The organism is Thalassospira marina (assembly GCF_002844375.1).
Lineage (GTDB): Bacteria > Pseudomonadota > Alphaproteobacteria > Rhodospirillales > Thalassospiraceae > Thalassospira > Thalassospira marina.
This window is the reverse complement of record NZ_CP024199.1, coordinates 1855706-1875583: the sequence shown is the minus strand read 5'-3', so window position 1 is coordinate 1875583 and position 19878 is coordinate 1855706. Positions and strand designations below refer to the sequence as shown.

The 19878-nt window shown below is 55.0% G+C and carries 16 protein-coding genes; 4 read left to right on the top strand and 12 right to left on the bottom strand.

What is annotated here, in order from left to right; translation table 11 throughout:
* Window positions 1-123 precede the first annotated feature (123 nt).
* The 4 genes from dusA to CSC3H3_RS08510 all read left to right on the top strand — a co-directional run bounded on the left by dusA (window position 124) and on the right by CSC3H3_RS08510 (window position 4637).
* Window positions 124-1131 (top strand): tRNA dihydrouridine(20/20a) synthase DusA, encoded by a 1008-nt coding sequence (gene dusA / locus CSC3H3_RS08525; protein WP_101284571.1) that lies wholly within the window; start codon window positions 124-126, stop codon window positions 1129-1131.
* Window positions 1128-2453 (top strand): FAD-dependent 5-carboxymethylaminomethyl-2-thiouridine(34) oxidoreductase MnmC1, encoded by a 1326-nt coding sequence (gene mnmC1 / locus CSC3H3_RS08520; protein ID WP_101284570.1) that lies wholly within the window; start codon window positions 1128-1130, stop codon window positions 2451-2453. Before dusA ends, mnmC1 begins: the two co-directional genes overlap by 4 nt.
* Complete coding sequence (locus CSC3H3_RS08515; protein ID WP_101266135.1) at window positions 2450-3628, top strand: 3-phenylpropionate MFS transporter; 1179 nt, start codon at window positions 2450-2452, stop codon at window positions 3626-3628. Before mnmC1 ends, CSC3H3_RS08515 begins: the two co-directional genes overlap by 4 nt.
* A gap of 148 nt (window positions 3629-3776) precedes the next feature.
* Window positions 3777-4637, top strand: coding sequence for a class I SAM-dependent methyltransferase (locus CSC3H3_RS08510; RefSeq protein WP_245881347.1), 861 nt, complete (start codon window positions 3777-3779; stop codon window positions 4635-4637).
* A gap of 52 nt (window positions 4638-4689) precedes the next feature.
* On the opposite strand, the gene CSC3H3_RS08505 is transcribed toward CSC3H3_RS08510, so the two are convergent.
* The 12 genes from CSC3H3_RS08505 to CSC3H3_RS08445 all read right to left on the bottom strand — a co-directional run bounded on the left by CSC3H3_RS08505 (window position 4690) and on the right by CSC3H3_RS08445 (window position 19870).
* On the bottom strand, window positions 4690-5862 hold the full coding sequence (locus CSC3H3_RS08505; protein ID WP_101266139.1) for an ABC transporter permease: 1173 nt from the start codon (window positions 5860-5862) through the stop codon (window positions 4690-4692).
* Entirely contained in the window at window positions 5859-6845 is a 987-nt protein-coding gene (locus CSC3H3_RS08500; protein WP_342751375.1) for an ABC transporter permease, read from the bottom strand. Before CSC3H3_RS08500 ends, CSC3H3_RS08505 begins: the two co-directional genes overlap by 4 nt.
* Window positions 6846-6932: 87 nt before the next feature.
* Window positions 6933-8876, bottom strand: coding sequence for an ABC transporter substrate-binding protein (locus CSC3H3_RS08495; RefSeq protein WP_101266143.1), 1944 nt, complete (start codon window positions 8874-8876; stop codon window positions 6933-6935).
* On the bottom strand, window positions 8876-10984 hold the full coding sequence (locus tag CSC3H3_RS24995) for an ABC transporter ATP-binding protein (protein WP_245881346.1): 2109 nt from the start codon (window positions 10982-10984) through the stop codon (window positions 8876-8878). The genes CSC3H3_RS08495 and CSC3H3_RS24995 overlap by 1 nt, the downstream gene beginning before the upstream one ends.
* Window positions 10981-11583, bottom strand: coding sequence for a hypothetical protein (locus tag CSC3H3_RS08480; protein ID WP_157831866.1), 603 nt, complete (start codon window positions 11581-11583; stop codon window positions 10981-10983). The genes CSC3H3_RS24995 and CSC3H3_RS08480 overlap by 4 nt, the downstream gene beginning before the upstream one ends.
* A 59-nt stretch (window positions 11584-11642) precedes the next feature.
* Window positions 11643-12401, bottom strand: a complete 759-nt coding sequence (locus CSC3H3_RS08475) for a polysaccharide deacetylase family protein (protein WP_101284566.1) — start codon at window positions 12399-12401, stop codon at window positions 11643-11645.
* On the bottom strand, window positions 12385-13530 hold the full coding sequence (locus CSC3H3_RS08470) for a glycosyltransferase family protein (protein ID WP_101284565.1): 1146 nt from the start codon (window positions 13528-13530) through the stop codon (window positions 12385-12387). Before CSC3H3_RS08470 ends, CSC3H3_RS08475 begins: the two co-directional genes overlap by 17 nt.
* Window positions 13527-14138 (bottom strand): histidine phosphatase family protein, encoded by a 612-nt coding sequence (locus CSC3H3_RS08465; protein WP_101284564.1) that lies wholly within the window; start codon window positions 14136-14138, stop codon window positions 13527-13529. The genes CSC3H3_RS08470 and CSC3H3_RS08465 overlap by 4 nt, the downstream gene beginning before the upstream one ends.
* Window positions 14125-15300 (bottom strand): glycosyltransferase family 4 protein, encoded by a 1176-nt coding sequence (locus tag CSC3H3_RS08460; protein ID WP_101284563.1) that lies wholly within the window; start codon window positions 15298-15300, stop codon window positions 14125-14127. The genes CSC3H3_RS08465 and CSC3H3_RS08460 overlap by 14 nt, the downstream gene beginning before the upstream one ends.
* 5 nt (window positions 15301-15305) lie before the next feature.
* Entirely contained in the window at window positions 15306-16607 is a 1302-nt protein-coding gene (locus tag CSC3H3_RS08455) for a glycosyltransferase family 4 protein (RefSeq protein ID WP_101284562.1), read from the bottom strand.
* Window positions 16604-17827: a glycosyltransferase family protein gene (locus CSC3H3_RS08450; RefSeq protein WP_101266155.1), complete on the bottom strand. Its 1224-nt coding sequence runs from the start codon at window positions 17825-17827 to the stop codon at window positions 16604-16606. The genes CSC3H3_RS08455 and CSC3H3_RS08450 overlap by 4 nt, the downstream gene beginning before the upstream one ends.
* Before the next feature lie 471 nt (window positions 17828-18298).
* On the bottom strand, window positions 18299-19870 hold the full coding sequence (locus CSC3H3_RS08445; protein ID WP_101284561.1) for an MBL fold metallo-hydrolase RNA specificity domain-containing protein: 1572 nt from the start codon (window positions 19868-19870) through the stop codon (window positions 18299-18301).
* Between the last annotated feature and the right edge of the window lie 8 nt (window positions 19871-19878).

Sequence of the window (19878 nt, the reverse complement as noted above, 5' to 3'; positions counted from 1 at the left end):
GCAAAGCAGCCATGCCAGCCTTTGGGCTGCAGGCATTTGCACCAAAATCCAAGACACTATATAAAGACCGCGCCGAGCATACGGCAACCCCAAGGATGCAACCCATTTCAGGAACAGGATGGCATGACTGTCAACCGGCGTATTTCTATTGCCCCGATGATGGACTGGACAGATCGGCATGATCGCTATTTTCTTCGGCTGATCAGCAAACATGCCCTGCTTTACACCGAAATGGTCACCACCGGTGCCATCATTCACGGGGATGCCCACCGGCATTTGCGCTATCACGATGCCGAACATCCCATTGCGCTTCAGCTTGGCGGCAGCAACCCCGATGATCTGGCGCGCGCCTGCGACATTGCCAATGGCTATGATTATGATGAAATCAACCTGAATTGCGGTTGCCCGTCTGACCGGGTGCAAAACGGGGCCTTTGGTGCCTGCCTGATGGCAACACCGGATATTGTTGCCAATTGTGTACGTGCCATGATTGCGGCATCCGACGCCCCCGTTACGGTCAAAAACCGCATTGGCATTGATGACCAGGAAGATTACCCGTCGCTGAAACGGTTTGTTGAAACCGTGGCCGATGCCGGGTGCAAAACCTTTATCGTGCATGCGCGCAAGGCGTGGCTAAACGGCCTTAGCCCCAAGGAAAACCGCGAAATACCGCCCCTTAAATATGATCTGGTCTATCAGTTAAAGCAGGAATTGCCGGAACTTGAGATCATCATTAATGGCGGCATCAAGACGCTTGATGAAACCGATTCCCATCTGGCACATGTCGATGGTGTCATGATCGGGCGTGAAGCCTATCAGAACCCCTATGTGCTGGCCGATGTCGATGCACGTTTTTATGGCGATGATGCAACCGCACTTACCCGTCAGCAGGTGGTTGAAGCCATGCTGCCCTATATCGATGCCCATCTTGAAGAACCCAATGCCATGCTGGGCCATGTCACCCGGCATATGCTGGGCCTGTTTCAAGGCTTGCGCGGGGCCAAACAATGGCGCCGTTACATTAGCGAAAATGCCCATCGCAAAGGGGCAGATGCCAATATCGTCCGCGAGGCCCTGGCCATTGTGAGCAGCATGGCAGACGATATCGAAACAGAAGCCCTTAGCGCATGATAAAAACGGGCGATGGCAAGGCCGGTTTCAAGCTGGCTGACAAGCCGTGGTTCTCCCCGGCCGCGCCCTTTATTCGCAGCACAAACCACACCAATGATGTTGCAGTTATTGGTGGTGGCATTGCCGGGGCATCCTGTTGCCATGCGCTTAACCAGCGCGGCATTGGCACCACCCTGTTTGAACGGCACGCCACCCTGGCAAACGAGGCATCGGGCAACCCGATTGGTATGCTCGAACCCTATGTCACGGCGGATAACAGCCTTGCCGGGCGCTATTACGAAGCGGGTTATCGCCATAGCAGCAATCTTGTCCGCCAACTGCTTGATGATGGTGCCGCGATCGAAGCCGCCTTTTGTGGCGTGCTGTCGCTGCCTGCCAACCCGCGGGATGAAAACCGCCAGCAGGCCATTCTTGACCGGCTGGGTAACACCCCGCCAAGCGATACTTCCCTGTCTGTTCAATATCTGGCGCCAGATGATGCCAGCAAAGTCCTTGGCATGACTGTGCCGGTTGGCGGCCTGTTTTACCGCAATGCTGGCTGGGTAAACCCGCCATCAGTTTGCAATGTTCTTGCCAATCAGGCCGTACGCGTGACCGGGCAAAATGTGACGCAAATTGCCCCCCTGGCCGATGGTGGCGCGCGCCTGCTGGCTGATGATGGATCATCCCTGGGGGATTTTGGCGCAGTGATCATTGCCGGGGCGATGGAAACATCGGCCTTTGCCCAAACATCCTGGATACGTGATTATCTGATTGCGCTACGCGGGCAAATATCATGTTTTTCCAGATCAGTACTGGGCGATTTAAACGTAAATTGCGTGCTTAGTCACAAGGGTTATCTGACGCCGGAACGCAACGGCCAGCATGTTTTTGGCGCCACCTTTGACCGCCATGCCAACCATACCGACATCAACGATGCCGACCACGCCGCCAATATCGCCCAATTGGGCCTTGCCCTGCCCGATCTGGCGCAACGGCTGTCACCTGCACATTTAACCGGCCGTGCGGGCCTTCGCACCACCACGCCAGACCATCTTCCGCTGATTGGCCCGGCGCCAGATTATGAAGCCTACCTGAAAGCCTATCCCGACCTTGATAAAGGCCGGCATTATGCGCGATATTCCAGTGCGCCCTACCATAAAGACGTGTATGTCTGTACGGGGTTCGGGGCGCGTGGCATGATTGGTGCGCCGCTGGCGGGTGAAATCATCGCCGGTCAAATTACAGGACAGCCACATTCCCTACCCGCCCCGGTGCAGGAGGCCCTGCATCCGGCCCGTTACATCGTTCGAGCCATCAAACGCGGACATATCGCCCCATGACACGCCCCGCCGATGCCACCCGTCGCCAGACCGCCATTATTCTGGCGCTGTTTTTTGTCGGCCTGTTTTTGATCCAGGGGGTGTTTTTGCCATATTGGCCCGTATGGCTTAAGGGGCACGGGCTTTCGGGCGGTGAAATTGGCATTTTGCTGTCCCTGCCGAACTGGATCCGCATCTTTGCCGATCCGCTGATTGCGCAACAGGCAGACAGGTCTGGCAACCGCAAAACACCGATGGTGATTTTGGCCGGGATTTATATCCTGACCATAATTGCCTTTTCCTTTGCCGATCAGTTCTGGTTCCTGCTTGGCCTGTCGGCCATTATCGGCTTCAGCTTTGCCCCGCTGCTGCCCCTGGGCACCACGATTACGGTGCATGAATGCAAACAGCGCGATCTGGATTATGGGCGTATTCGCCTGTGGGGGTCGCTGGCCTTTATTGCGGCGTCCTATGGTGCGGGCTGGGTGCTTGATGCCACCGGCAATGATGCCATTATCTGGATGATCTGTGCGGCGGGCATTGTCAATTTTGCCATCATCACCCGTATGCCCAACCCGCAAACCGACCGGCCCCTTCGCAGTGGTTCATCGATCATTTTCCTGATGAAATGCCCGACATTTCTGGTTTATCTCGGCTGTATATGCTTTGCCCAGGCCAGCCACGGCACCTATTACGGCTTTGCCTCTGTCCATTGGGAAAATGTCGGCTTTTCACATGATGTGATCGGGCTTTTCTGGGCGATGGGCGTTATTGCCGAAATCGTCCTGTTTGCCCTGGCAGGCAAATATATGCGATCCTACCATCCCGGGCTTTTATTTGCCATTGGCGCGCTGGGCGGTATGGTGCGCTGGACAGTATTGGGCATGACCGATAATTTCTGGCTGATCCTGCTGGTTCAGCCGTTACACGCCCTGACATTTGGCATCACCCACCTTGCGGCCATTGGCTTTATTGCCCGTGCCGTCCCCACCCAGATTGCAACATCGGCGCAAAGCCTGATGGCGACACTGTCGATGGGCTTGTTTTTGGGTGGGTCGATCTGGGCATCCGGCCCGATTTTTGAAAATTTCGGGTCCCAAACCTATTTCATGATGGTGATCTTTTCGGCGATTTCGTTTTTGTTTGCCCTGTGGCTGCGTCGCCGCTGGCAGGAAGGAAACGCCATTCCCATATAGCGAAAATCGCATATAGATTTGCATTTGCCATATATCCCTGAAAACTGCGCCCATACCCCTTTATTGGCCCTTTACCTAAACGGCGAAAACCGGATAGATAACGGGCAATAATTCAAAAATATTGCCTGGCCCGGCCGATACAAGGACGATGATGACCAACCTTCCCTTTGCCAAAAAAATGCGCCGCTGGAAACTGGGCCTAAAGACCCTGTTCGGGAAGGAACCAGCCGGTTATTTCATCCCCTATCGTTATGCCGCGCAAACCAGCCGCGCTGTGGGCCGCCCGCATTATACCGCGCTGGAACAGCAATTTTCCCGTCACCGGGCCGATTTCAAATCCTGGCTGTTAAAGGCCGAGCTGTACCGCGATGCGCTGGTCGGTTTTAACCGCGCCACCCCGCCCGATCCTCGCTGGGAACAGGGCTGGTTCCCCGGTATGGACGGCATGATGGCCTATGTCATTACACGCGAATTGCGCCCGCGCCGCATTGTCGAGGTTGGATCAGGGCATAGCACGCGGTTTTTCTATCGTGCCGTGCTTGATGAAGGCTTGGATACCGATATTTCCGCCATTGACCCGGCCCCGCGCGCCGATATTGCCCTGCTGCCCATTACCATCCATCAAAAGATCGTGCAGAAGGTGTCGGCATCCGTCTTTGCCGACCTGCTGCCAGGCGATATTCTGTCTATCGACAGCAGCCATATCCTGATGCCGGGCACCGATGTTGACATGCTGTTTTCAACCGTGCTGCCAATATTGCCTTCCGGGGTGATCATTCATGTCCACGATATCTGCCTGCCCAACGATTATCCTTCAGCATGGCAGTGGCGTGGCTATAACGAACAGCAGGGTGTTGCCGCCCTTCTGGCCGGTGGTGGTTTTGAAATTATGTGGTCGTCGGCCTATGCCAACAATTTCATGAAAGACACGGTCACAGCATCCATCGCCAATGACCTGCCCCTTCTTGATGGCAGCATCGAAACCAGCCTGTGGCTGCGCAAGAAATAGGGATATCACCCTAACCCAAACGCCCCTCACAAGCTCCCATTGCCAGTATGGATCAGTTTTTATAGGGGTCGGCCGCATCGCGCAGGCCATCGCCCAAAAAATTGAACGCCAGCACCACAATAATCACAGGAACAACCGGCAACATCAGCCAGGGATAAACCGCCACGGCATTGATGTTTTGTGCCTCGTTTAACAAAACGCCCCAACTGACCACCGGCGGGCGCAAACCAAGCCCGAGGAAACTGAGCGCGGTTTCACCCAAAATCATATTCGGGATCGACAATGTAACCGATGCGATCAAATGGCTGGCAAAGTTCGGCAGCAAGTGGCGGGTAATGATCCGTTTGGGGCTGGCCCCGGTCAGGCGTGCGGCCAAGGCATAATCTTCTTCGCGCAGCGCCAGGAATTTTGACCGCACTGCACGGGCAAGTCCCGTCCAATCAATCAGGCCCAGAATAATGGTAATCCCGAAATAGATCAGAACCGGGCTCCAGGTAACCGGTAAAGCCGCCGAAAGCGCCATCCATAGCGGAATTTCCGGCAGAGACCGGATCACCTCGATGACGCGTTGTACGCAACTATCAACCCAGCCGCCAAAATAACCCGCGGCACCGCCAATAAGGACCCCCAGCACAAAGCTGACAGCGATGCCGACCAGACCAATGGTCAGCGAGATGCGCGCGCCATAGATGATGCGCGACAACATGTCGCGGCCCAAACGGTCCGTGCCCAGCAAAAACAGCGTGCCATCCTTGGACGGGCAAACCAGATGCAAACTGGCATCAACCATCCCCCAAAATTCATAGGGGTCACCCGAACAGAAGAACCGCAGTTTATCGACCTTTTCCGGGTTGGGCGTATAGATCGGCTTCAGGGTTTCCATATCAATGGAAAAGTCGGTGCCATAGGTAAATGGACCCACGAATTTGCCATCGTCAAACAGGTGAATGCCCTGCGGCGGATGATGGATATTCTGGCTGTCGCGGGTTTCCTGCGCATAGGGTGCAAGAAATTCGACAATAAAAATGGCCGAATACATCGCCGCCAGAATGATCAGCGACACAAAGGCCAGCCGGTGCTGCTTGAGGCGCCACCAGATCAGCTTCCATTGCGATGCAAGAAAATAGCGTTCCTGTTCGGGCGAAAGGTCTTCTTTGTCCCAGGGGTCAAAGGGCTGGGTATCGACAAAATGTTCGTCGGCGCGATCTGTTGTATGACGGCTCATTGGGAAACGCTCCCCTGCAAGCGAATACGCGGATCAAGCCATGCCAGCAGCAAATCCGAAACAAACATGCCAACCACAGTCAGCAATGCCAGAAACATCAAAAACGATCCGGCCAGATACATATCCTGGCTTTGCAAGGCCGACAGCAACATGGGCCCCGTTGTGGGCAGCGACATCACCACCGATACCAGAACCGACCCCGAAACCACCTGCGGCAGGATATTGCCGATATCGGAAATAAACGGGTTCAACGACATGCGCAGCGGGTATTTGAACAGCACTTTCATCGGTGACAGCCCCTTGGCGCGCGCCGTAACCACATATTGCTTGCCAAGTTCATCAAGCAGGTTGGCGCGCAAACGCCGGATCATGGCCGCTGTGCCCGATGTGCCAATTACCAGGACCGGTGCCCATAAATGTTCAATGATTGACATTACCTTGGGCAGTGACCAGCCGGCATTGATAAATTCCGGGTCCATCAACCCGCCAATCGAGGTGCCAAACACCACATTGGCGTAATACAGCAACACCAGCGCAAACAGAAAGTTGGGCATGGCAAGGCCCAGAAAGCCCAAAAGGGTGATACCGTAATCACCCCAGCTATATTGCCGGGTTGCCGAATAGATCCCGATGGGGAAGCTGACCAGATAGATAAACAGGATGGTGCTGAAATTAAGCACCATGGAAAGCCAAAGGCGATCGCCCACCACCTCGGTCACGGGAAGGTTATATTCAAAACTGAAGCCCAGATTTCCATGCAACAGCCCCCACGCCCAGTGGAAATATTGCATGTAAAGCGGTTCATCCAGGCCATATTGCGCCCGCAGAAAGGCAATTTTCGCCGGGTCCACGGCTTCGCCCTGGGCTTTCAGTTCGTTCAGGTAGGTGGTTAAAAAATCACCGGGCGGCAACTGAATGACGATGAATACCAGGACACTGATCAAAAACAGTGTCGGTATCATCACCAACAGCCTTCTGGCCATATATGTCAGCATTGGCGCCTTCCCCCTGCATGTGCCCGGATTTGGCGTGCCCTTCCCCTTCGGCACACCAAACTCGTCTATACTCTATTAGCGATCCCACCAAAAGGTGTCGGGATGATAGATGCCAAAGAACCCACCGGGTTCCCAACTGTGAATGCCTTTTTCCGGCACGTTTTTCAAACCGTCTGCCACCACAACGGGCTGCGGCACATTGCCAACCAGCCCAATAGAAAACAGATTTTCGGCATTGATATCAAGGATATGTTCCCAGGCTTCTTTCTGCTGGCCTGGCCCGCCGGTGCGCCATTTTTCATAAAGCTTCATCAGTTCTTCGGCGGCGGGCATATCGGGCTTTTCACCGGCTTCGCCGCCAGTATCGTAATACTGGCCCCATTTCGGCCATTGCAGGCTGTCCTGGTTTACCGGCACAAATTCGGATGGCACGGTTGATGGTACGGCAAGGCCATTATCAATACCGGTGAAAATCGACATCACAGTATCGCCGCTATAGGCGCGCGTGCGCATTACTTCACGTTGCAGCGCCTTCACATAAAGCTTGATGCCCGCCTTTTTCCAGCTATCGCCAATCAGCTCCAAAATATCGTCCTGTTCGGGGTTTTCCCCGGCCGTTTCGACAATAATTTCAAGCGGCCTGCCATCGGGCATCAGGCGGATGCCATCATCATTGCGTTTGTCGAGGCCCATTTCATCAAGCAGGGCATTGGCCGCTTTCAGATCAAAACCGATATTTTCACTGGCATATTCTTTTTTGAATAGCGGGCTTTTGGGCAGAACGGTGTTGTTGCGTGCCGTTGCCAGGCCAAAAAACAGCACCCGGTTAAGTTCTGTGCGGTTAATCGCCAGCGACAATGCCTTACGGAAGCGTAAATCACGCAACAGCTTGCGCCAGACCGGGTCTGAAACCGTCAGGTTCGGATACAGCGTCGCATAGTTGCCATACCCCACATCCCACAACCGCACATGATAAGCCTTGTCCTTTTCCGACTGTTTCAGGAACGTATAGTCCTTTAACGTCAGGATACGGCTTTGAATATCCACCTCGCCCGCGCCAACCTTGGCAGGCACCAGTTTCGCGTTGGAGATATTGAAGATCATACGGTCAATATAGGGCAACTGGTTGCCATCGGGATCAACCCGGTGGAAATACGGGTTGCGTTCAAAAATGAACCGGTCGGATGGTTCCTGCGTGCGAATGATCCAGGGCTGCAATGTTGGCAGGTTGATATTTTCCAGCTTATAGGGTCGGTCCATATCGGTTTCCAGCACCGCCCAATTGCGCAGGCCCCGTTCCTGGACCATCGCCTCAAGCTTTTGCGGGTCCTGGTATTTTTCATGGAACTGTTTGAGGTAATGCGCCGGGCGATAGATAAACGGCGGCCGTGTTGATGCCAGTTCGGGCAGGAAAAACGGGTTTGGCTGCGACCAGCTATAACGGACAGTATACTCGTCAAGCACTTCAAACTTTGGCGGTTCGCCGTCTACCAGCAAAAAGCGCGGCGGCCCGACCGGGAACAGGTCATCGTTATTAACAACATCTTCCCAGTAAAACCGGAAGTCCTCGGCCGTAAACGGTGCCCCGTCCGACCATTTATGTCCTTTGCGCAGATGCAGGGTAAACACACTGCCATCTTCGTTAACATCCAGGCTTTCAAGGATATCGGGTTTCAAATCCAGGTTCTGGTCATAGCCCACCAAATGGGTGTAGCCATACACCACCGCCATGCGGATATCCTTTGACCGGCCCATGATGGTGACCATATCGCCACCATATTTGCCCACTTCTTTGCCCTCGGCGGCGAAATCCATTTTCAGGGGATGTTCCGGCAGGCGCTGTTCCATTGGCGGTAACGCGCCCGATTTCACCTGATCGGCAAAATAGGGCACTTCGGCCCAAGCACTTCCGGCCAGAAGCGTGCAGCCAAACAAAAATGCCGTGCCCCCGGAAACAAACGACGCTTTACCGCTTATCTGCTTGCGCGAAGCTGAGTGAAAATTCGCAAGGGACAACATCAAACAGCGATCTCCTGATAATCGGGGCGGGTCATGCGCACAAAATGGTCTTCGGCCAGTTGCACCATCGACGGGTTTGAATTGCGATCAACCGTAAAGGGGGCTGGCCAGGCTGCGGGATCAGAACATTTGCCGTCAATGATTTTGGAAAAATCAAGCGGATGGTCCAGATCGGCATAGGGCACGGCATTTAGCAGCGCCTGGGTATAGGGATGCGCCGGATTTTTAAACAGGCTGGCACGCGGTGCTGATTCAACAATGCGCCCGGCGCACATCACGGCAATGCGGTCTGCCATGTAATCTATCACAGCAAGATTATGCGAAATAAACAGATATGTCAGGTTAAGGTCGCGCTGCAAATCTTTCAAAAGATTAAGGATTTGCGCCTGAACCGATACATCAAGTGCCGATGTTGGTTCGTCAAGGATCAAAAGGTCCGGTCGCAGGCAAAGCGCCCTGGCAATGCCGATACGCTGACGCTGCCCACCCGAAAAACTGTGCGGATAACGGTTTAAAAAGCGCGGATCAAGCCCGACAACTTCCATCAATTCCAGCACCATTTTGCGCCGGTATTTGGCTGTGCCAACACCATGGATCAACATTGGTTCGCTGATCAGGTCATGCACGGTCATACGCGGGTTCAGCGATGAAAACGGGTCCTGGAAAACAAACTGGATACGTTTGCGATAAGGTGCCAGGCGGTCTTCATCCAGCCCCACCAGTTCGGTCATCTGGCCGCTTTCACCGCGAAACAGGATACTGCCGCTATCGGGCGCCATGGCACGCATGATCAGCTTGGAAAGGGTGGTTTTGCCACAGCCGCTTTCGCCTACCAGCCCCACGCATTCGCCGCGACCAACCGTCAGCGATACATCACTAACCGCCTGAATGCGCCGTTCATCAATGCCAAACCAGCCGCTTTTGCGCACCGGGAAGCTTTTATTTAGGTGCGAAACCGATAATACCGCTTCGCCCTTTACCCCTTCGGAAAGGCGACGGGCGACCGGCAGGTTTTCAGCAGGTGTCGCAGGTGCCATTGGCGTCACTGGCGCGGCACCACCTTCGCATTCGACCTGCCCCGTTTGATCTGCGCTGTTTGCCGTATCGTCAGGTGTCGAAGCGCTCGCTACTAGTTCGTTATGGGGGGCAACGGGCAATGCGCCCCGGCCATTGCCGTAAGATGCATGTTCCGCCAGCTTTGCCATTTTGCGATCGAACTTGTCGACCAGCGTTAAAAGGCCATCGGTACGCGGTTTGATTTCGCGAAGGGGTTTTAAACGTTCCTGCGGGTCCATGTCGAAATGCGGCACCGCCTGCAAAAGCGAACGGGTATAGGCATGGCCGGGATTGATAAAAATATCATCCGTCCGCCCGCGTTCCACCACACGGCCATTATAAACCACCACCATATGGTCGGCCATATTGGCAACCACACCCAGATCATGGGTAATCAGCAGCACCGACATTTTCAAATTCTGCTGCAAATCCTTGATCAGTCGCAGGGTTTGCGCCTGAATGGTCACATCAAGGGCAGTTGTGGGTTCATCTGCCACCAGAAGGGCCGGCCGGCAAACAAGGGCCATGGCGATCATGGCGCGCTGGCGCAGCCCCCCCGACAGCTCGAACGGGTAAGTCCGCAATGCTGCCTTGGCATTGGGGAAACCCACCAGTTCCAGCATTTCACGCGCCAGATCGCGCGCCTCGCTGGCACCAACCTTTTGATGCAGGCGTACGGCCTCGCAAATCTGGTCGCCCACTGTGTGAATGGGGGAAAGGGAACTCATGGGTTCCTGAAAAATCATGGAAATACTGCCACCGCGAATGGCGCGCATTTCCGGGCTGTTGGCCGATAGCATGGCAATATCAACCCGGGTGCCGGGCTTTTTGGGGTCAGCAAAGACGATGCTGCCGCCAGTAATTTGCGCGGCCTTGGGCAAAATGCCCATAATCGCCTGGGAAATGGTGGTTTTACCCGAACCCGATTCCCCAACCAGGGCCACCGTTTGCTGCGCACCAATCCGAAAGCTGACTTTGTCAACGGCCTTCGTCCGCATATGCGGTGTTACGAATTCGACCTCAAGATCACGGATACGCAGAATATCGGTCATTGCCCCTCGCCCATTGCCCCGCCTCGCCCGCCTTGTGCACGTACAAGGTTATCCGCCTCGTCCAGACGTAACAGATTGGTGCGTGTTACATCATCAATCATGATCTGGTTGTCCGATGCGGCATCGCGCGCCAGTTCCAGAAGCCTGCCAAATCCCTGCAGGGATGATTCCGCCACCAATTTTGTCCCGGCGGCATGCAGGGTCATTTCAAACCAGCCCTTTTTGCCATCGCGACGGGTGCTGAAATAACGCAGGCGAAAACCCGAAAGTTCCGACCAGCCGAATGCAGAACTGGAAAACACGCCGCTTTGCCGTACCCCGTAATCCGACACATGCATGCGCGACCGCAAACGAAACAGCGTGCGTAACAGATACACCACAAACAGCAAAATCAGCGCTGCCGCAATCCAGCGCAGCAATTCAATGATATCGGGCGTCGCGGCAATACCCGCGCACAGCACAATCCCCAAAAACGAGCGGATCAGATCGGGCATGACGACACGGCGCGGATAGGACATCACCGTGATATCGGTATTGCGGCTATCCTGCCCGTCAGGCACGACCGGGCTATTATTTAAATCTGTATCAGTCTTGTTCACGTTGTCATCGCCTGCCCCGGCCGAACCGCCCGGGTTGGTTTGTGTGTGTGATGGACCCTTTATTGCCATGGAAACACCCTGGGAATTGCCTGCCATTGCAGGGCGGGATGCTCAAACGAAAACAGGTCGTGCAAAAAGGCGGTCGTTGCGGCGTCATGCACCAGATGATGCGTCAAAAGCCCGGTGGTTTCGCCTTCATCGTATGCGCCTGTGCGCCGCCCCTGCAAATGGACAATCATGGCGTTCAGGCAAAAATCCTCACCCGCAAAACCGCGTGTGCCGCGCCAATCAATAACATCGATATGGGTATTGACCTGCAGAAGGCCGCTTGCCGGGTGGCTTGCCTTGCGCGCGCCAAATGTTGAAAAGGCGCGAATACCAATTTCAGGCAACCCCTGCATCACGGCTGGCGCAATACGGTTCCATGGCGGCACCATAACCGGCAAAAAACGGCTGGCAAAACGGGTGGTTAAAATATCAAAGCCAGTCTTTAATTCGGCAAGCACGGATTCGACCGGGCGCACATCATCAAGTTCCTGCTTTTTCCGGTCTGCCGGGCTGTGGCTTTCATGGCGCCAGCCATGCTGTAAAATACGGGTATCAACCGTTTCAACAAGGCGTTCAGGCAGGTCGTTTTCAAGCAGGCCGGGAATAACGGCAAGTGCCAAAGGCACATGATAACTGCGCTCGCAGGACAGGATTTCCTCAAGCTGCGAGGTTACGGAAACGGCATCGTCGTCCCGCCACCACATCGTCGCATGTCTATCTGCCTGCGCCCAGCAATCAAGCTCGGCGCGAAGGTCATCCCAGGTGCCCATAGTCTTTTCCCATTATTATTGCCCTGATTTTAGCCGCACCTATACGCGCCCCGTCCAGCGATAATTCAAATTCTTCAGGAAAATCTGCATTATCAATCGCCAGCGCCAGTTTTTCAGGGGTTAAATCATTAGCCGATACCAGCGAAATAATGCCCCTGGCGGCAAAAATTTCGGCCCGTTCGGTCTGCTCGCTTTCGCCGCCTTCGGCAAATGGTACCATCACCGATGGCACCCCGGCGGCCAGCACATCCATCAGGGTATTATACCCCGCCTGCGAAATCGAAAGAACGGCGTGGGTCAAACGTTCGCGAAAATCGGGCAGAAAGCGATGAAGCGTAATGCCGGCAGGCATATTGGCTGCCAGTTTTGCAAAGGCATCGACCGGGAAATGCGGCCCGGTGATGATATCCCAGTTCACATCGGCATATTTGCCCGACAAGGGCCGCGCAGCAATGGCCGCCGCAATCAAATCGGCACCAACAGCACCCCCGCCTGCCGATACAACAACACCACCCCGTGGCCCTGCATCATTGCGGGCGATATCGGCGGCGACATAGCCGGTATATTCCAGCATATCCCCCAGATCCGCAGCAAAGGGAAAACTGCGATCAAACCCGAATACGGCAGGGTCACCATGCACCAGCACCCGGTCAAAATGTGAAAGGGCAATATCGCGCATCCAGCGTTCCTTGCTGATATCCTTTTTACGCACCAGCAAATCACGAACCGAACAAACACGCTTTACGCCATCCTGCCCGGCCTGTTCGAGAAGCGGTAATAATTCAAACCGGAAAGCCCGCCTGCCAAACGGAAACATTTCAACCAGCAGCAAGCGTGGCGACAGCGTTTGATAGGCAGCCAACAGTGCGTTTTTGCGCCCGTCTTTCCAGGCATCATCAACAAGGTTGCCATCCTGGTCCACCAGCCCGGAAAAACCTAGATCGGCACTGCGACACGCCGGTAACTGAATAACTTCATCGGCAGAAAAATCGATGGCATCGTCGGGAATACCACCGCTGACCACACCAACCGAAAGCCCCGCCTTACGCATTTCGGCAACCAGCAAGGCGGTGCGGCGCACATGACCAATTCCCAGCAAATGCTGCACATAAATCATCACATCGGTCATTGCGGGGTTCCTTCCCGGGCCATCAGCGGGATGTTCAATTGCGAAACGGACAGGCCACTGCCATGCGACCAGTGAAACACATGCAGCGCATCCCATTGCAGTTTGTCGGGACTTTTGCCCATCATATTCCAGCCACGCGTATGGGCATAAAGGGCGCGAATAACGCCTTTGTGGGTTGTAACGCCAAAATCCCCCCCCTGCCGTCGGGCCAAAAACGCCACGATGCGCGCCAAAACATCGCGTGGGCTTTCACCACCTTCGGGGCGAAAATCCCACCCACGATCTTCGTTTTGCGTCATGGCATCGCCCAGTTCGGCCCGCAAATCGCGAAGTTTCCGTCCTTCCCACTGGCCCCAGTTCATCTCGACAAATGCCGGAAGCACACCCACAGGGGGCACGCCAAGTGCTGTCAACGTTTCATGGGTACGTTTTAATGGGCTTGTGTACCAGGGCCGTTCCACCCATTCGCCGGGAATTTGCAATTTGTGCAACTGATCGCAGGTTTCAGGGAGCAGGCCAATATCGCTATGTCCCTGAATGCGACCCTCAACATTCCAGGATGTTGCGCCATGGCGCAAAACAGCGAAGGAAAAATCAGCCTGCGTCATTTTCATCCCCCGCTTCATTTTTCAGGGCCGAACCATGCGATGCCAGCACATTGGCAATTACACGATCAAGCATGGATGCTGCCGATGAAATATCGTGATGGGCCAGTGCGTTAAAAGCCGCCTTTTGACCGGCAATTTGCAGGGCTGCCGCGTTTTCAAGACAACCTGCCAAACGCCAGGCAAAGGCCGCACTATCACCAACCGGCACCAACCAGCCTGTTTCGCCATCGCGCACAATGCCGCCAACACCGCCGCTATCGCCTGCCAGCACGGGCAGGCCTGCGGCCTGTGCCTCCAGCAGGGCCATGCCATAGGCCTCGTTGATTGCGGGCCAAACGCACAGATCGGCCTGCGCCAGATAGGCGCGGGTCTGTGCCGCATCACACTGCCCGGCAAACACAACCTGCCCGGCGGCAAAACGACCAAAAAGCTGCGCGACATCCGCCCGCGCCGGGCCATCGCCCACAAGTGTCAGCCGCCAGTTGTGCTGCAAGGCAAATGGCAAAGCCGCCAGGGCATCCGCCAGCACCGCAAAGGATTGCAATTTATCGCCCGGTCGCATCATGGCAACGGATATCAGTTCGACAGGTTTAGAACTTTCATCCCCACGACGCGCGGGTAATTCATCCGCATTCTGCCAGGCGCTGATATCGGCAAAGGGTGGCAGAAAATGAAGCTTGGAAGCACCTGTTACCGGCGCCAGACATTCCATGTCAGCCCGGTTGGGGCAAAAAACCGCACTGGCCTGTTTTAAGGCCTGTTCAACCGCCCGGTGGCTGGCTGCCCAGGGGCCATTGGCACGTTTGGGGGCGTGTGATGCCTCGCAAATGATATAGGGAATACCCAGTTCGGCCGCGACAAGCGGCCCGATCCAGTCTGATGCCTTATAATAAAGGTGATAGGTAAACCAGATATCAGGCCGGGGCAAAAAACCGGTTTCATAGCGCCGCAATAGCCGCCGGGCCATTTTACCCCCCAGTTCGGCCAATTGCATTTGACGCATAGCATTGCCATCGCCAACCCGGCTGCGCAGGCGCGCAGCAATATCCACATCATGTCCGGCGCGTTTTAATGCAGTCACAAGCAAACGCGCCATTAGCCTGTCACCCGATGGCACCGGGTGGTCAAGCGGCTTTAACGGGGCGTAAAACGCAATCCGCACGGCGGTTACTCCTGCCTGGTGGCAGTTATGTTATCTGTGCCGGTAATTTCCGGGCTTTCGACCGTAACAATGCCAAACCGGCGGCCCAGTTCGCGCATACCTGCGTGAAAGGAAAAATCCCGGCGCACAATGTCATTACCTGCCTGCCCCATGGCAATCCGTTTCGCGGGATCACAAATCATATCCTGCAGAGCAACAGCCAGGGCGTTTTCATCACGCTGGGGCACCAGCAGGCCATTTACCCCATCACGGATCAATTCCGGGATGGCCGAAATTCGGGTAGAAACAGCAGCCAACCCGCAAAGCTGTGCTTCCATCAGCACATTTGGCAGGCCGTCACGGTCGCCATCTTTTTCGATCCGGCTGGCAAGCACAAACAGATCGGCCTTCTGGCAGGCAGCAATGACTTCGGCCTGGTCCTGCGGGCCTTGCCAGTCGCACTTATCGGCAAAGCCCAATTCTTGTGCCAGGGCCTGGTATTTTTCGCCCTTGCCACCGCCAATATGGACAAACCGCCAATGCAGGTTGCCCGGCAATTTTGCCAGCGCACGCAAAAGGTCGTCATAGCCCTTTTTGCCAACAAGGCGCCCAACGGACAAAATAATCACCGGGTCATTGGCATTGCTGCCATCGCGCAGGGGGCGTTCGGGCCAATCTTCGGGGAAGCGTGAAAAATCCAGGCCGTGATAAAGCAGGTTTACCTTTGCCGGGTCTTCGGCCAGCGCCTTGAGATGGTCCACATTGGCGCGTGTGCAAGTCACCAACCAGTCCATAGCGGCCAGTTTTTCACGCATTTCCCAATCGGGGCTGGTGTAAATATCCTTGGCATGGGCCGAACAGGCCCAGGGCAATTGCCGCATCATCGCGCCATAGCGCGCAACAGATGCTGGTGTATGCAGAAAATGGGCATAGATGCGGGTGATATCGGCGGGCAGCTCGGCCGCCATGACCATCGCCTGGCCCAGCCTGCGAATACGGTTGCGGGTTTTATCGCGGGCAAAATCGCGCCACCAGGCTGCCATTGCCGCCCGATAACCCGGCATCCGCCGCGCCTTCCACCAACCGGCTAGCACACGCAGGGGTTCGTCATGCAGATATTCCGGCAGGTAATCAACATTGCCGGTAATGCGGCCGTGAATAGGGTGGCGTTTTTTATCGGTCGGGTGGCGCAGCGAAACAATGCGATAGGGAATACCAGCCTGCTGAATACCCAGGATTTCCTGGGCAATAAAGGTTTCAGACAGGCGCGGATAGCCCTTTACCACGATGGCAACATGATCAACGCCCGCAATATTGGCGGATGTCATGCCGTTGCGTACTCTGCATCAAGAAGGCCGCCATCACGGGGCAGCCAGTGTTCCACCATCGAGGATACCGTTTCAAGACCGCCCATCAGGCCCGGCACCGTAACGCTGGACGGTGCGGGTTGCCCGGCAAGGCCACGCAATGCCTGCGCCATTTCAAGGGGCGGACGCCCGCCTTCTTCGGTCAGCATACGCACAAGACCGAGTTTTTCGGCCTGGGATGCCCGAACATATTGTTCAAGCCGTGGTACGGTCCGCGGAACAATAATGGATGGCTTGTCAAATGACAGAATTTCGCAAAACGTATTATAGCCGCCCATGGCAATAACACCGGCGGAACGCGCCATCAGCATTTCAACATTGGCATCAAAGGTGATGACCGAAAGTTTGTCGATGCTTTCAGCCCGTTCCATGAATTTCTGCTGGTCTGCCGGGGCCATGAACGGCCCCAGAACCACCAGTGATGGCATGGGAATTTCAGGATCGGCTTCATAGGCGCTAATCACCCAGTCAACCAGATTAACCCCATCGCCACCACCACCGGTGGTCACCAGGAAATAGGGTTCATCAAGCCCCAGCGCCCCATGTTCGGGGGCCGGTTTGCGGGTGGCGGTGCGCGGCAGATAGCCGGTATAGGTCATTTTTTCTTCAACGCCGGGCAGAAGATCAATGCCATCCAGCGGATTGCAGATTTCACGCAGACCATAAACCCAGATATCGTCGTAATAATTGGCAAGTGCCGGGGCGCAATTTTTGCGCAGCCATTCTTCACGAAGGGTTTCCGGGTCGTCCATCACATCACGCAGGCCAAGGACAAGGCGCGTATTACGTTCTTTTAACATGCGAAGGGTCGGTTCCACCTCGCCGCGCAGGCCAAGGGGTTCCTTATCGACAATGAACAGGTCCGGGTCAAAGGCATCGGCGGTATGCTGGATGATGGATTCACGCATCGCCAGCATCTGTTCAACATCGATATCAAGGTTAAGTGACGTATATTCACCATTGGAAAGCTTGATCACACCGGGAATGCGCACAAAATCAACGCGGGAGCGAAATTCAAAGCTGCCGATGATGGGCGATCCAGACAGGATCAGCACCGAAACATCATCCCGGTTATCGACCAGAGCATGCGCAATGGTGCGGCATCGCCGCAAATGGCCAAGGCCGAATGTGTCGTGACTATAAATCAGTACACGATAGCCTCGTGCGCCCTTTAAAGACATAATACCGTCCGCAATTCGGGTGTCCCCAAAGACATGGTTGCCTTATCAGCAAATACCTTGCCGCTATATCGTCTTCCATGTCCCATTGAACCTCCCATCGCCTTTTTTTAATAAAGGTGACAGGAATTTGGATAATGACAAGAAATTCCGTTCCATTAGTTAGCAGATTTCATCCGGATGCAACCATCAGAAACGCCCTTGCCAGCGGCACTTAACCCCAAATCGGGAGCAATTGCAGTGACAAAGCGACTTTCGCAGATGCAATAAAATTATGGTGAGGTGCGTTAGCGTTGAGATCCGATTAAAAATATCAATCAAAACGCGCCATCGGCAAAGCAAAATACCAAACAAATAATTGCAGGGCAGCGGACTTTGCCCCTGCCCTGCAAATGTCGCCATCTTCCCCCAAAGCATGGCGACGGATGATCAGCTGTCAAAATCATGCAGCGATTAATTTGCATGTGTCTGCCATCAGGCGCGGTCGATAAGGCTGCCCAGTTTTGCCAGCAGTTTTTCGCGTTCACGGTTGGTGCCAAGACCTGCCAGTTTTTCCGAAAGCGCGGTTAAGGTCCGGGCATAATCGTTGTGCCAGTCTTCACGCGACATGGCATCAGCCCCACCCCGCTTGGCAATCGGTGCCTGCAATTCCTGCCCGCGTTGCAGGATGATTGTTTCATCCAAGGTCGGGCTGGATAGTAACTTGGGTGGGATATCATTGGCATGCAGCAGGTCCTGGAACGTGGCGCGTGCTGCATTTTCCCCATGGGTCAGAAATATCTTTTTGTGAACCGGCAACCGCCCCTTTACCCAGTCCAGCAGCGTTTTTTGATCAGCATGACCGGAATAAATATCAAGGTTACGGATGCGCGCGCGCACCTGGATCTGATCGCCATGAATACGAACCGATTTTGCGCCAGACAGCAAAATGCGCCCAAGCGACCCTGCCGCCTGATATCCCACCAGCAGCACCGTGCATTCCGCCCGCCACAGATTGTTTTTCAAATGATAGCGCACACGCCCGGCATCGCACATGCCACTGGCTGAGAGAATGATGGCACCCTTTTTGATCCGGTCCAGTTGAATGCTGGCTTCGACATCAGGCACCATATGGAAATTGGGATGCGTTAAGGCATGGGCATCTTCGGGCGGAAGATACCGGGCAAAAACGCCAGTGGCGCGCTGGGCCAGCGGGCTGTCGATGAAAACATCGGCCTTGGGCAAGGCGCCACTGTTAAACAATGCCGCCAGATCGACCAGCAATTCCTGGGTGCGGGCAACTGCAAAACTGGGAATTACCAGATTGCCGCCAGCCTCCAGCGCCTCGCGAATTTCGTTGGCCAGAAGGCCACGGCGTTCGCTGGCGGAAACATCCACCCGTTCACGGTCACCATAGGTGGTTTCAACAAACAGGTAATCAACATCAGCAGGGCCTTCGGGGGCTTCGTTAAAGACGGCCTCGCCCGTGCCAATATCGCCTGAAAACAGCAAATGGCGCGGTTTCTGGCCTGCTTCGCCATCGATTTTAATTTCAATAGATGCCGAACCCAAAATATGCCCGGCATCCCAATAGCGCACCTCGAACCCCGGTACGATTTCAACCCACTCATGATATTCAATCGGGCGCAGGCGTTTCAGGGCCTTTTCAGCATCCTCACGGGTATAGATGGGGTCAACTGTCGGCAGGCCACGGCGGGCATTGCGGCGGTTCAGGCGGTCAACCTCGGTTTCCTGGATATAGCCGGAATCGGGCAGCATATAGGTCAGCAAATCGCAGGTTGGCTGGGTGGCAAAAATAACCCCAATAAAACCCGCCTTGACCAGTTTGGGAATCAGCCCGGAATGGTCAATATGGGCATGGGTCAGCAAAACGGCGCGAATGTCACTGGCATCAAAGGGAAACGGGCCGTAATTCAGCTCCTTGACCGTTTTGTTGCCCTGAAACATGCCACAGTCGATCAGGAAATTGCCAACTGGTGTTCGCAACAGATAACAGGACCCGGTAACGCCACCCGCAGCCCCACAAAATGTAACAGAAAGGGTCATTGAAGCCT